This window comes from Psychroserpens mesophilus, assembly GCF_050617655.1.
Taxonomy (GTDB): Bacteria; Bacteroidota; Bacteroidia; order Flavobacteriales; family Flavobacteriaceae; genus Psychroserpens; species Psychroserpens mesophilus_A.
Genome location: NZ_JBODQC010000003.1, coordinates 172,781 through 186,669, shown reverse-complemented (window position 1 = coordinate 186,669; position 13,889 = coordinate 172,781). Strand labels below are relative to the sequence as shown.

Annotated in this window: 13 protein-coding genes; 4 read left to right on the top strand and 9 right to left on the bottom strand. The window is 32.7% G+C overall.

All coding sequences use genetic code 11. The annotated features are described in order from the left end of the window. Positions 1 to 60: 60 nt before the first annotated feature. Positions 61 to 2,913: a carbamoyl-phosphate synthase large subunit gene (carB, locus tag ACRHNM_RS07585; protein ID WP_431135259.1), complete on the bottom strand. Its 2,853-nt coding sequence runs from the start codon at positions 2,911 to 2,913 to the stop codon at positions 61 to 63. A 99-nt stretch (positions 2,914 to 3,012) separates the two neighbouring features. After that, positions 3,013 to 3,174, bottom strand: coding sequence for a 50S ribosomal protein L34 (gene rpmH / locus ACRHNM_RS07580; RefSeq protein WP_298903370.1), 162 nt, complete (start codon positions 3,172 to 3,174; stop codon positions 3,013 to 3,015). Between the two features lie 158 nt (positions 3,175 to 3,332). Here rpmH and ACRHNM_RS07575 point away from each other — a divergent pair, with 158 nt between their 5' ends. After that, positions 3,333 to 3,911, top strand: coding sequence for a DUF2892 domain-containing protein (locus ACRHNM_RS07575; RefSeq protein ID WP_431135257.1), 579 nt, complete (start codon positions 3,333 to 3,335; stop codon positions 3,909 to 3,911). A 7-nt stretch (positions 3,912 to 3,918) separates the two neighbouring features. Here ACRHNM_RS07575 and cls read toward each other — a convergent pair whose 3' ends face one another. The 3 genes from cls to ACRHNM_RS07560 are packed head-to-tail and all read right to left on the bottom strand — an operon-like array spanning position 3,919 to position 7,036. Further along, positions 3,919 to 5,373, bottom strand: coding sequence for a cardiolipin synthase (cls, locus tag ACRHNM_RS07570; protein ID WP_431135255.1), 1,455 nt, complete (start codon positions 5,371 to 5,373; stop codon positions 3,919 to 3,921). After that, complete coding sequence (locus tag ACRHNM_RS07565; protein WP_431135253.1) at positions 5,374 to 6,327, bottom strand: lytic transglycosylase domain-containing protein; 954 nt, start codon at positions 6,325 to 6,327, stop codon at positions 5,374 to 5,376. Between the two features lie 40 nt (positions 6,328 to 6,367). Beyond that, on the bottom strand, positions 6,368 to 7,036 hold the full coding sequence (locus ACRHNM_RS07560) for an alpha/beta hydrolase (RefSeq protein WP_431135251.1): 669 nt from the start codon (positions 7,034 to 7,036) through the stop codon (positions 6,368 to 6,370). A gap of 119 nt (positions 7,037 to 7,155) precedes the next feature. Here ACRHNM_RS07560 and ACRHNM_RS07555 point away from each other — a divergent pair, with 119 nt between their 5' ends. Then, complete coding sequence (locus ACRHNM_RS07555) at positions 7,156 to 7,452, top strand: GNAT family N-acetyltransferase (RefSeq protein ID WP_431135249.1); 297 nt, start codon at positions 7,156 to 7,158, stop codon at positions 7,450 to 7,452. A gap of 124 nt (positions 7,453 to 7,576) precedes the next feature. On the opposite strand, the gene mtaB is transcribed toward ACRHNM_RS07555, so the two are convergent. Beyond that, on the bottom strand, positions 7,577 to 8,899 hold the full coding sequence (gene mtaB / locus ACRHNM_RS07550) for a tRNA (N(6)-L-threonylcarbamoyladenosine(37)-C(2))-methylthiotransferase MtaB (RefSeq protein ID WP_431135247.1): 1,323 nt from the start codon (positions 8,897 to 8,899) through the stop codon (positions 7,577 to 7,579). Between the two features lie 82 nt (positions 8,900 to 8,981). Here mtaB and ACRHNM_RS07545 point away from each other — a divergent pair, with 82 nt between their 5' ends. Further along, positions 8,982 to 10,622 carry an ABC transporter substrate-binding protein gene (locus tag ACRHNM_RS07545; protein WP_431135651.1) on the top strand — a complete coding sequence of 547 codons (1,641 nt, stop codon included), beginning with the start codon at positions 8,982 to 8,984 and terminating at the stop codon, positions 10,620 to 10,622. Between the two features lie 6 nt (positions 10,623 to 10,628). Here the strand turns inward: ACRHNM_RS07545 and ACRHNM_RS07540 are convergent, their stop codons facing one another. The 3 genes from ACRHNM_RS07540 to ACRHNM_RS07530 form a co-directional block, all read right to left on the bottom strand. Beyond that, the gene (locus ACRHNM_RS07540; RefSeq protein ID WP_431135245.1) at positions 10,629 to 11,534 is read right to left on the bottom strand and encodes a TolB family protein; all 906 of its coding nucleotides are present in this window, start codon (positions 11,532 to 11,534) and stop codon (positions 10,629 to 10,631) included. 11 nt (positions 11,535 to 11,545) lie between these two features. Beyond that, a complete protein-coding gene (locus ACRHNM_RS07535; protein WP_431135243.1) occupies positions 11,546 to 12,727 on the bottom strand; it encodes a GlmU family protein in 1,182 nt (393 codons plus the stop codon). 213 nt (positions 12,728 to 12,940) lie between these two features. Next, a complete protein-coding gene (locus ACRHNM_RS07530; RefSeq protein WP_431135242.1) occupies positions 12,941 to 13,192 on the bottom strand; it encodes a type B 50S ribosomal protein L31 in 252 nt (83 codons plus the stop codon). Between the two features lie 161 nt (positions 13,193 to 13,353). Between ACRHNM_RS07530 and ACRHNM_RS07525 the strand changes: the two genes are divergently transcribed. Next, the gene (locus ACRHNM_RS07525; RefSeq protein ID WP_431135240.1) at positions 13,354 to 13,884 is read left to right on the top strand and encodes a DUF4199 domain-containing protein; all 531 of its coding nucleotides are present in this window, start codon (positions 13,354 to 13,356) and stop codon (positions 13,882 to 13,884) included. Positions 13,885 to 13,889 lie beyond the last annotated feature (5 nt).

The following is a 13,889-nucleotide window of genomic DNA, read 5'->3' as shown; positions in this document are numbered from 1 at the left end:
AATAAAGCTAAATTAGTAATTTTTAGTTAAGTAGACTATGCGGTTCATCGAAAAAACAGATTATTTACTTAAATACATCTTTCTTCTTGAATATAAATTATAAAACTCGTCGTCTTTTAAACTATCAATAAATAAGATACTTTCTCCTGTACTCTTCATTTCTGGTCCTAATTTTTTATTCACATTAGGGAATTTATTAAATGAAAATACAGGTTGTTTAATAGCATAACCTTCTAATTGTGGATTAAATTCAAAATCGGTTACTTTTTTATCTCCAAGCATCACTTTAGTAGCGTAGTTGACATAAGGTTCTCCATAGGCTTTAGCAATAAACGGAACAGTACGTGATGCTCTTGGATTGGCTTCGATAATATATACCATATCGTCTTTTATGGCAAACTGAATATTGATTAAACCTACAGTATTTAAAGCTAAAGCAATTTTTTTAGTATGATCCTTAATCTGCTGCATTACAAATTCACCTAGATTAAAAGGTGGTAGTGTTGCGTTACTATCACCAGAGTGAATTCCACATGGTTCGATATGCTCCATAATTCCAATGATGTAGACATTTTCGCCATCACAAATGGCATCTGCTTCAGCTTCGATGGCTCCATCGAGGTAATGATCAAGAAGTAATTGATTTCCAGGCATTCTGCGAAGCAAATCAACAACATGTTCTTCAAGTTCCTCTTTATTAATCACAATCTTCATGCCTTGACCACCTAGAACGTAAGAAGGTCTCACCAAAATTGGAAAATCTAAAACATCTGCAATTGCTGATGCTTCATCTGCTGTGGTTGCAATATCAAACTCAGGATATGGAATATTGTTTTCCTTTAAAAGATTAGAAAATCGTCCTCTATCTTCAGCTAAATCTAAAGATTCATAAGTTGTTCCAATAATTTTTATGCCGTAGCGATCTAACTTTTCAGCTAACTTTAAAGCGGTTTGACCACCTAACTGAACAATGACTCCTTCAGGTTTTTCATGGCGAATAATATCGTAGATGTGTTCCCAGAACACAGGTTCAAAATACAATTTATCTGAAATATCGAAATCTGTTGAAACCGTTTCAGGATTACAATTAATCATAATGGTCTCATAGCCACATTCTGAAGCTGCTAAAACACCATGAACACAGCAATAATCAAACTCAATTCCTTGACCAATTCGGTTTGGTCCAGAACCTAAAACAATAATTTTTTTCTTATCGGAAACTTGACTTTCATTAGTAGAAAACTTTTGTCCGTTTGGAGTTTCAACTTCATTTTCAAATGTGGAATAGTAATATGGTGTTTCCGCTTTAAATTCAGCAGCACACGTATCTACCAGCTTATACACTCGATTGATGTTAAACTCATCTCGTTTATTATACACCTGGCTTTCCAGACATTTTAACATGTGAGCAATCTGACGATCACCATAACCTTTCTGTTTAGCTTCTAACAGCAATTCACGCTCAATTGTATCGATAGTAAACTTTGAAATCTCTTTCTCCAGTTCGTGCAGTTCTTCATATTGTTTTAAGAACCACATATCGATTTTAGTGATTTCATGAATTCTACTCAACGGAATTCCCATTTGAATGGCATCATAGATCGCAAACACACGATCCCAACTAGCGTAAGTTAACTTATCTATAATTTGCTGATAATCTTTGTATCCTTTTCCATCTGCGCCTAATCCGTTACGTTTTATTTCCAGAGATTGGGTCGCTTTATGAAGTGCTTCCTGGAACGAGCGTCCTATAGCCATCACTTCACCTACAGCTTTCATTTGCAGTCCTAATCGACGATCGGAACCTTCGAATTTATCAAAATTCCAACGTGGTATTTTCACAACCACATAATCTAAAGTGGGTTCAAATAAGGCTGAAGTGGAACCTGTAATTTGATTACTTAATTCATCTAATGTATACCCAATGGCTAATTTAGCTGCTACTTTTGCAATAGGATATCCTGTGGCTTTACTTGCTAATGCTGATGAACGCGATACACGAGGATTAATTTCAATGGCAATGATATCTTCATTTTCATCAGGACTTACAGCAAACTGCACGTTACAACCACCAGCAAAATCGCCAATACTACGCATCATATGAATCGCCATATCACGCATTTTTTGGTAGGTTTTATCAGAAAGTGTCATGGCTGGAGCAACCGTAATCGAGTCGCCTGTATGGATGCCCATGGGATCCATATTTTCTATCGCACAAATAATAACAACGTTATCATTTTTATCTCTTAGCAGTTCTAATTCGTATTCTTTCCAACCGATTAAAGCCTTATCGATCATGACTTCATGAATTGGAGATACTTCCAAACCACGTGTGAGTAATTCGTCAAATTCATCTTCTTTATAAACGAACGATGCTCCTGCTCCACCTAAGGTATAACTTGCTCTGATTACTAATGGAAAACCAAATTCTTGAGCTATTTCTTTTCCTTTTAAATATGAATTAGCGGTTGCCTGTGGAGCCATTCCTACTCCAATTTTGAGCATAAGCTCTCTAAATTGCTCTCTATCTTCTGTAATATTAATGGCATCAATATCTACACCAATTATATCCACATTAAAATCTCCCCAAATTCCTTTTTCATCAGCTTCAATGCAAAGGTTTAAAGCTGTTTGTCCACCCATTGTTGGTAAAACAGCATCAATTTGCGGATGCTCTTTTAATATTTTGATAATCGACTTAGTCGTTAAAGGTAACAGATACACATGGTCTGCCATTGTAGGATCTGTCATAATTGTCGCTGGATTAGAATTGATAAGAATGGTTTCAATTCCATCTTCACGAAGTGAACGTAAAGCTTGAGTTCCTGAATAATCAAATTCGCAGGCTTGACCAATTATTATTGGACCAGAACCTATGATAAGGATGGATTTTAATTTTTCGCTTTTTGGCATGTTTGTTTTTTTAATAGTTGCAAAAATAGATAACAAATAGGTACAAAAAAAGGTGTTACACCTAAGTAACACCTTTAAAATATTAACAATTGTTAATCATTATTTCTTATGTCTAGTTTCAGATGATACAGACAATTTCTTTCTTCCTTTAGCTCTTCTACGTGCTAAAACTTTTCTTCCGTTTACAGAAGCCATTCTTTCTCTAAAACCGTGTTTATTTCTTCTTTTTCTTTTTGACGGTTGAAACGTTCTTTTGCTCATTGTCTTATATCTTTAAATCTAATGTCTTTTTTGATGTCTTAAGCTGTTCTTAAAACTGCGTGCAAATATACAAAGAGTTTTTAGTTTGCCAAATGTAATATTAAAAATATTTATAATTGTTTTTATTAACTTTGCAGCCTAAATTTTAATTTCAAAAAATGTTCAATAAAAACATAAAATTAGTAATCGCATTTTTAATACTTGCCTATGCCATATATCAGTTTATTGAAGGCTATATTGGTAATGGAATCATGTTTATATTATTATCACTCATTTTTATATTTCTGTATTTTAAAAATGAATTTATCCTTCTGGCTTTTTTAAAATTGAGAAAGCAAGATTTTGAAGGTGCAAAAAACTGGTTAAACAAAATTAAAAACCCTTCAAGTGCACTAGTAAAAAAGCAAGAAGGCTATTATTATTATTTGCATGGCATTATGGTCGCTCAAACTGATATGAATGCTGCTGAAAAACATTTCAAAAAAGCAATAGGACTTGGTTTGTCTATGGATCATGATCTTGCAATGGCTAAATTAAACTTAGCAGGAATAGCTTTTAGCAAACGTCGTCCGCAAGAGGCTCAAAAATTATTAGCTGAAGCGCAAAAACTTGATAAAAGAGACATGTTAGCAGACCAAATAAAGATGTTTAAACAGCAAATGAAAAAGACCTCTATACCGAAGCAACATTATGGTCAGCCTACATCTGCAAGACAAAATAAACGCAGCAGACGATAAGTTCTTTTTATAACAAAGGAGACCAAAGCCTAGCGAAAGATTCTTTGAGTTTTGAAAAATTAGAACGGTTTTTCCAGGATTCAAAATCTATACAATCACTGTCTTTAAGGTCTTCTAAAAATTGTGATTTTAATATCTGACTTTGTTCTTTATTATAAATAAGAGCATTAATTTCAAAATTAATATTGAAGCTTCTATTATCGAGATTACAGGTTCCAATAGTTGAAAACACGTCATCTACAACCATCGTTTTCGCATGTATAAACCCTTTATTGTAACGATACACTTCAATTCCAGCTTCCATTAAATCATCTAAATACGAGTTGGTTGCATGTTCTGCTACCCATGAATCTGAATTTTTTGGTATAAGTAATTTCACCTCTACACCAATTTTTGATGCGATTTGTAATGCTGTTATAATTTGATCATTAGGAATGAAGTAAGGTGTTGTCAAATAGATATAATCTTCAGCATTATTAATAGCAGTTAGCAGAGCTTCCATGATATTAGCCCAATCTGTATCAGGACCACTGGCTGCTATTTGAATGGCTACATCTTTATCACATTTAACATCTGGAAAATAGCTTTTTTTAATCTCTACAGTATTTTCAGTCACAAAATCCCATGTTGTTAAAAAATGAAATTGAAGTACTTTAACGGCTTCTCCTCTTATTCTCAAATGTGTATCTCTCCAATACTTTTTTGACGTTCTAGAATTTACATAATTATCAGACACATTTATTCCTCCAATATAGCCTACTAAACCATCAATAATAGCAATTTTTCTATGATTTCTGTAGTTGGACTTTCCTGTAAAACTGGAGAACAAAACAGGCATGAACGGATGATGTTCTACTCCGCTTTCATCGAGTTTATGCTTCATTTTAGAAGACAATTTACTACCCACATCATCATAAGTAAGTTTTACCTCAACATCTTGTTTGGCTTTATCGCAAATAATGTCAAGTAATTCTGTACCTGTTATATCATCTTTTACGATATAATATTCTAAATGAATATAAGTTTTGGCTTGCCTTAAATCCTCAAATAACTTATTAAACTTTACTTCTCCATTGATAAGTATTTCTACTTCATTTTTTATGGTGAGCGGAGTTTTTTCGCTTGCTTTGAGTAGTTTTATCAGTTTAATTTTATCATCTAATTCAATACTTACACTATCAAATTTTTTTTCTTCAACACGTAAGTTATCTCCAACAGATTTGATGATTTTTGTGTTTGAAATATCTTTCCTGTTAAACAGTTTATTTTTTCTGTATTCTTGTCCGAAGAGATAATATACAATTAACCCAAAAAAAGGAAAAAAGACTAAAACTAATATATAAGCAACCGTTTTAGAAGGATTAATATTTTTTAGTAAAATAGTAATCAATGCCGATACTGCCAGTAAATAATTTAAAACTAGTAATATCCACCCAATATTATCCTTGACAAATGTTATCATTTAAGGTTTTATAGAATAGAATCCATCTTTTGGAATGTCTATATTGTATTTTTTTCCTGATTTGTTATTCAAATGAGGTTCTCTCAACCAAGGGTTGTGAAGTTTTAGAATTTTATAGTTGATGCTAAATTTTTTAGCAAACTGAGAAAAATTTGTCACTGCTGTATCTACTTCTACTTTATATGTTGGTACAGAAGTATATAAATCTTCTTCATTAAAATTAAAACCATATTTTACCGGATGGTTTAAAATTTCTTTTAAGGCTACGATTCTAAACAAATAGCGACCAGTTTCTTCACCTAGTAATAAATCGTAATAATCGGTTACTCCTTGTTCTTCCAAACGTCTTGAAATTCCGGCATTACCAGCATTGTAAGCAGCTGCAGCTAATGTCCAAGAACCTAATTGCTCTTTAGCCTTAAGCAAATATTTACAAGCGACTTCTGTGGCCATTTCTAAATGGTAACGTTCATCTACATTATCATTAATCTCAAGACCATTCTCTCTTCCTGTTGCTTTCATAATTTGCCAAACACCTCTGGCTCCTGCAGGAGATACTGCGTTTGTAAGTCCGCTCTCAATTACGGCCAAGTATTTAAAATCGTCAGGCACTCCATTCTTTTTTAAAATTGGTTCTATAATTGGAAAATACTTTGCAGCCCGTTTAAACATTAACAAGCCATTAGATTGCCAATAGGTATTAACCAATAGTTCCCGATCCATTCGTTCTAAAATATCTGGATTATTAAGAGGTACTTTTTCACCAGCAAAATCTAATGACTCTGGAACAGATAATGCATAAACATTATAATTATTAGTAGATTTTGATTCATTAATTGAATTGAATTTATCTGAAGTTTGCACTTCTACTGGAGTTTTCTGCATTGCAAAAATGAACAATCCAGACACAGCAACTAAACCAATCGTTGCTAACATATTTTTAATCGTCTTCATATTTGTTTTTTTATAAATGTATAAAATATAATCATGGTGTTCAAGCCTCTTCTAATATAAGTTTTGGTAAATTTTCATTAAACCATTTGTACTTATTTATAACCATAATATGTGTTCCGCCTTTAATAATGATACAATTACCGTTACAGGAATGAGGAAAAATAGCATCTTTATCTCCATGAATATAGATGGCTTCAGGATGAGGCTGGTCTTGGTTCCATTCAATTACATTTTCAATAGCCCAGTCTAAATAACGCTTGTCACTTACTGAAAGATACTTTTTATACAATTCTACACGTTTAGTAACAGTTTCTCCAAATGCATATTTTGCAAGAACATCGACATTACTAATCAATTGAGTAGGTAATATTTTATAGGCTTTTGTTATCTTCATGAGCTTCATTCGCTTTGGTAGTTCATGTTTAGACTTCACACTAGATACTACAAAAAGCTTTCTAAGATTCATATACTTACTCATTTCCTGAACAAGGATTCCACCAAAAGAAACACCTAATAATACAACATTTTCATGTTCTATTTTGGCAATCATGCGTTTAGCATAAGAAGATAAAGGTTCATTTTTTTCTGGTATCATCCATTCTAGCCAATGTATTTTAAATTGATCTTTAGGTAATTTGAAATATTCAAAAATAGTTGGGTTTGCAGCCATTCCTGGCATAAGGTAAACATGTATGATTTCCTGAGACATAAGTATTTAAAAACCAGTTATTTTTAGTATGTGCTAATTTTTTTGTAAATTTGTATTACAAAACTATATAAATCTATAGTTTCTACCCTACCAACCATTGAATTAAATAACTAATTATTATGATTGATGCAGCAGAACTGACTGACAATGACTTTTTACGTCAATTTGAGCTTAAGGTTGAAGATGAACTTGCCAAAATTGAATACGCACTTCAAGACCGGAAAATTTTCTTAACAAAACTAATTATTCCAGATACTATTAATTCTGAAGGTTTTGAAGAAGAGTTTTTAACTCTAGTATTCGAAAATATTGCAGAACGTAATATAAGTGTAGTCCCTACGAGTCCTGAAATTGCAAAATTTATTAGACGACATAGAAAATACAAAAAAATGTTACCCGTTGGAATTAGAATCTAATTCCCAGTATTAACAAACCAAAAAAACTGAAACTTTAAAGAGTTTCAGTTTTTTTTGGTTCAATTTTTATTATTTGATTATATCGTAACATACAGCATATGATAATTACTACACGACAAAGATATTAATACGCTTCACTTACAAAATCAAATCTCACCAACCCATCATCATCAATTTCAGTCAATGCCACTTCATGCAATGTATTGACCAGTTCAGGATTCCAAGGCGATTTTACTTTTACATAATTTTCAGTAAAGCCATGAATATAACCCTCTTTGTTTTCACCTTCAAAGAGTACCGTTCGGTTACTTCCTAATTGTTGTTCGTAAAATGCTCTTCGTTTTTTTGCTGAAAGTCCACGTAACATTTTACTACGTTTAGCTCTCACCTTTTTTGAAACCACACCTTGTAATGAAGCTGCAACCGTATTATCACGCTCAGAATAGGTAAACACATGTAAATACGAAATATCTAACTCATTTAGAAAATTGTAAGTTTCTAAAAATAAATCATCTGTTTCTCCGGGAAAGCCAACAATCACATCCACACCGATACATGCGTGAGGTATCATTTTTCTGATTTTAGTAACACGGTCTACATATAATTCTTTCATATAACGACGACGCATCAATTTAAGAATTTCATTACTTCCACTTTGTAATGGAATATGGAAATGGGGTACAAAAGAATTACTTTGAGACACGAATTCAATGGTTTCATTTTTAAGAAGATTAGGCTCTATTGAAGAGATACGTAAACGCTCAATTCCGTCAACCTGATCTAACTCCTGAACCAATTCGTAAAACGTATGTTCATGTTTTTTGTTTCCGAATTCTCCTTTTCCATAGTCGCCAATATTAACACCAGTAAGTACAATTTCTTTTATATTTTTTTCAGAGATTTCTTTTGCATTTTGTAGCACGTTCTCTAATGTATCACTCCTTGAAATCCCTCTGGCTAATGGAATGGTACAATAGGTGCATTTATAATCACAACCGTCCTGAACTTTTAAAAATGCCCTAGTGCGATCACCAAAAGAATAACTACCTACATAAAAATCGGCATCTTGAATCTCACAGCTATGGACTTCTCCCATATCATTTTTGGTCAAATCGTTGAGATAACTTGTAATATTAAATTTTTCAGTGGCTCCCAAAACGAGATCAACACCTTCCACATCAGCTAATTCACTTGGTTTTAATTGAGCATAACATCCAACTGCAGCTACAAAAGCTTCAGGGTTTATTTTTTGCGCTTGCTTCACGATTGATTTAAAACGCTTATCTGCATTTTCGGTCACAGAACACGTATTTATTACATAAATATCTGCTTTTTCTTTAAAATCAACACGTTCAAACCCTTCAGAGGAAAAATTTCTGGCAATAGTTGAAGTTTCAGAAAAGTTGAGTTTACAACCTAAGGTATAAAATGCGACTTTTTTATTCATAACCTGAATTAGTATTTCCGTGAGCACAGAAATCTATTTATATTTACTCGTTTCTAATTTAGAAAAGGCAAATTTACAATTAATGAGCAATATCTTAAAACCTGTTTCTGGCAAATATTCACATTTAATAGTGATTTTGAGTATTTTCACTGCTTTTATTCTCTTTTCTTGTGAAAACACCTCAAATTCCAACAAAAACCACCTTGTTTTTAGATACAATGAACATAAAAATATTGGATCATTAGATCCTGCATTTGCAAAAGACAATGCTGATAATTGGGCAATTAATCAGTTGTTCAATGGCTTAGTGCAAATGGATGAAAATTTAAATGTACAACCTTGTATTGCAAAAAGCTGGTCGATTTCAGAAGACGCACTCACCTATACTTTTTCGCTTCGTAATGACGTAAAGTTTCATCACCATGAATTGTTTGGAAACGATTCAACAAGAACTGTAAAAGCCAATGATTTTGAATACAGTTTCAATCGCTTATTAGATAAAAAAATTGCGTCTCCAGGAAGCTGGACTCTCAATAAAGTGGCATCTTTTACCGCTCTTAACGATACCACATTTCAAATTCGATTAAAACAAGCATTTCCTGCTTTTCTCGGACTTTTGACGATGAAGTATTGCTCTGTGGTTCCCAAGGAAATTGTGGAGCATTACAATGCTGATTTCAGATCGCATCCTATAGGAACTGGTCCTTTTAAATTCAAGCGTTGGGAAGAAAATTTAAAACTTGTTTTCCGAAAGAATACACAGTATTTTGAAACGGATTCTAACGGACAACAATTACCATATTTGGAAGCCGTTGCTATTACATTTTTACCTGATAAACAAAGTGAATTTTTACAATTTGCTCAAGGCAATATTGATTTTGTTTCAGGCTTAGATGCTTCTTACAAGGATGAAATCTTAACTGCTAGCGGCACATTGAGGTCTTTATATGAAACTGAGGTTAATATGATTCGTGGCCCTTACCTCAACACAGAATATCTGGCATTTTTTATGGAAACCGATTTACCAGAAATACAATCTGAGATACTCCGAAAAGCTATCAATTACGGATTTGACCGTAAAAAAATGATGACTTATTTACGTAATGGCATTGGTATTCCTGCTTATGGAGGTTTTATCCCAAAAGGGCTTCCTGGTCATGATAACACCATAGGTTTCAATTTTCAACCTGAAAACGCAAAACAATTAGTTCAACAATTTAAAACTGAAACTGGCATTACAAATCCTGAAATTACGATTACGACAACCAGTAATTACCTGAGCTTTTGTGAATACATTCAAAGAGAACTTCAAAAAATTGGGATTAGTGTTAATGTAGATGTTATTCCTGCGGCAACATTAAAAGACGCTAAAGCAAACGGCAAATTAGATATATTTAGAGCAAGTTGGGTTGCCGATTATCCTGATGCCGAGAATTACTTATCGTTGTATTACAGTAAAAATTTTGCACCTGATGGTCCGAATTACACGCATTTTAAAGATGAATTATTTGATCAATGGTACGAAGAAGCCTTTACCATTACCGACACAAAAAAACGCGAACAACTATACACAAAAATGGACAGCCTGGTGATGGCAAAAACACCTGTCATCCCTTTGTTCTATGATGAAGTTTTAAGATTCACCAGAAAGCAAATATCTGGTTTGGGTATAAACCCTATCAATATGTTAGATTTAAAGCGTGTTAAAAAGACTAAGGACTAATTTTATTTACTCTTTTGTAAAGTAGTAAATATCATCTTCTCCTTTTCCTCCTGCTCTGTTGGAAGAAAAATAACCTGATTTTCCGCCTGGTAAGACTTCAAAACACATATCATCTGCCTCACTATTAATTGGAGCTGGCATTAATTCTGGTGTTCCAAACTTCCCATCTGGTCCTATTTCAGCCTTATATAGATCTAAACCACCAATACCATTGGCACGATCTGAAGAAAAATAAAGCGTATTATCAAAGCTTATAAATGGAAACATTTCCTTTCTTGGAGAGTTTAATTTTACACCAAGGTTTTCGGGCTTTCCGTATTTGTCATTTCCAAGAATTTCTACCCTGAAAATATCTGTTGGCCCTTTAGCACTTGGTATATTTGATGTAAAGTATAAATACTTACCATCTGGACTAACAGATGGATGTGCATATGAATAGCGTCCATCACAAAAGTGCAATGGCTTGAAGTTCATGTAACCTTTACCTTCAACATATTCACCTCTTTCAATTCTTAAATTTCTGGTAGTTTCGTCATATTTATAAACATCTCCACGTTTTCTTTCGTTGGTAGTGACATACATAAATTTACCATCTTTACTAAAACCAGCTGTAGAACTATTAAACACAAATCTATCTGCTGAAATAAATTCTTTTGTATTAATAACTTCTCCATTTTCAGACATTTTACCTTGATATACCGTAAAAATTTGCTGATCTGCACTATTTCGTTCAACAGAACCAAAACTATTGACTTTATATCTCGAATAATACACGATACCATCTCCTGCGTGCACCAGGCCATATTGACTCAGTTCATCGTTGAGAGAAATGTTTTTTAAGGTATAAGTTTCAGTTTGTGAACCAGCCGAAATTGTAATAATTGAGACTAGTATAAGTAGGTATATTTTCATAGCATATAAATTTATTCGTCTTTTTTTCTCCATTGTTTGGTTTCTTCAAAGACATGTTCTAAAATTGCTTTATCCACATTTGAAAATTGAATATCTCTTCGTTTCATAACGACTTCTGCAACTTCAAATGCTTTTTTTGTGAGATATGTTGTAAATCCAGAATTTCCGCCCCAACTAAAACTAGGAACAAAATTTCTAGGAAAACCACTTCCAAATATATTAGCACTTACTCCAACAACTGTACCAGTATTAAACATAGTATTAATTCCACATTTGCTATGATCTCCCATCATCAATCCACAAAACTGTAACCCTGTTCTGGCAAAACCTTGGGTTTCATAATTCCACAGACGTACTTCAGCATAATTGTTTTTCAAGTTAGAATTATTAGTATCTGCGCCAAGGTTACACCACTCACCTAACACTGAATTTCCTAAAAAGCCATCATGACCTTTGTTAGAATAACCAAATAATACGGAGTTATTTACCTCTCCTCCAACCTTACTATGTGGTCCAACAGTCGTTGGTCCATAAATTTTTGCACCTAATTTAAGTGTTGCATGTTCACAGAGCGCAAAAGGACCTCTTACGATACTGCCTTCCATAATTTCGGCGTCCTTTCCTATATAAATTGGACCAGAACTTGCATTTAACGTTGTAAATTCCAGTTTTGCACCTTCTTCAATAAAAATATGTTGTTTATTTATGCAATTGTTTGAATCTGGAATGGGTTGCGATTTACGATTATGAGTTACCAATTCAAAATCGTCTCGAATGGCTGCTCCGTTTTTTGAAAAAATATCCCAAGTGTGTTCAATCTTAATAAGATCTTTATCATACTCAATAGCTTCGTAGGTATCAAAATCAACTTCATTTTGAGTCTCTTTCGAAAAGAAAGCAATTACATCTTCATCCTTAAAAATGGCTTGATTGTCTTTAAGATTCTTCACCATAGCGACCAATTCATTATTAGGAAGGTATGATGCATTAATCATAACATTAACATCCATCTCAACCATTGGATATTTTTCTGAAAGATAATCTTCAGTTAAAGTAGTTGTGGTTGAATTTAAAAATTTTTCCCATTTTTCTCTGATGGTTAAAATCCCAACTCTTATTTCTGCTACAGGTCTGGTAAATGTAAAAGGTAATAAATTATTACGTGAAGGACCGTCAAAAAGAATGTAGTTCATAAAATGATTTTTTTATCAAGATAATACACATAGTTATCTATTGTTGAAATTAACACAATTATCGAATATTTTATTCAAATAACACATAATTTAATCTATACTCTTATCTCTAATGAATGAAATGTGAATTCAATCAAAAATAGTACTAATTAAAAAAACAAAAAAGCCTTCGAGATAAATCCTGAAGGCTTCTTATATATGATTGTAAAACGCTTATTTTTTAAATTTAGCGTATTTATTTTTGAACTTATCAATACGACCAGCTGTATCTACTAATTTAGATTTACCTGTGTAATATGGATGAGATGTTCTTGATATCTCCAATTTAACTACTGGGTATTCAACACCATCAACTTCAATAGTTTCATTAGTATCTGCTGTTGACTTTGTTAAAAACACATCATCATTTGACATATCTTTAAATGCTACAAGTCTATAATTTTCTGGATGTATTCCTTTTTTCATCGCTTTATTCTTTAAAATCCTTACTATTTTGGAGGTGCAAATTTAAGTAATTTTTGTAAATTACCAATAATTTATTTCTTTTTTTATTTACTAAAGAATTGTAACAAATTTAATCAATATTACACTAACTAATCACATTAACTAAACAATCAAACTCAATTATGGAAAAATCACTTAAGTCAATCAGTCTAAATCAAGGAATAATACTAGGTGTTATCCTAACAGTCATAACTGTATTAATCTATGCATTTAGCATCGATATGTTTACGAAATGGTGGCTCGGTATTTTATTATTTCTAGTCATTCTCGTTTTTGGAATCATTGCTGCTGTAAAATCCAGAAAAGCTTTAGGCGGATTTATGACTTTCAAAGAGGCTTTTACTTCTTACTTTATAACAGTTGCAGTTGGCACACTCATAAGTACAATTGTTGGTGTTGTTATTTTTGCAGTTATTGATCCAGATGCTGCTCAATATTTAAATGAGAAAATTATTGAAATGACAATGCAAACGATGGAAAGTTTTGGTGCTCCTCAAGCCAGTATTAATGAAGCTATAGCTGGTATGGAAGGTAAGAATAACTTTTCTGCCGGAATGCAATTTCAATCTTATGTTATTAGACTATTAATTTTGTCTGTTATTGGCTTAATTGTTGGCGTTTCATTAAAAAAGAGCGACCCAAATCAAGCTTAAAAAAA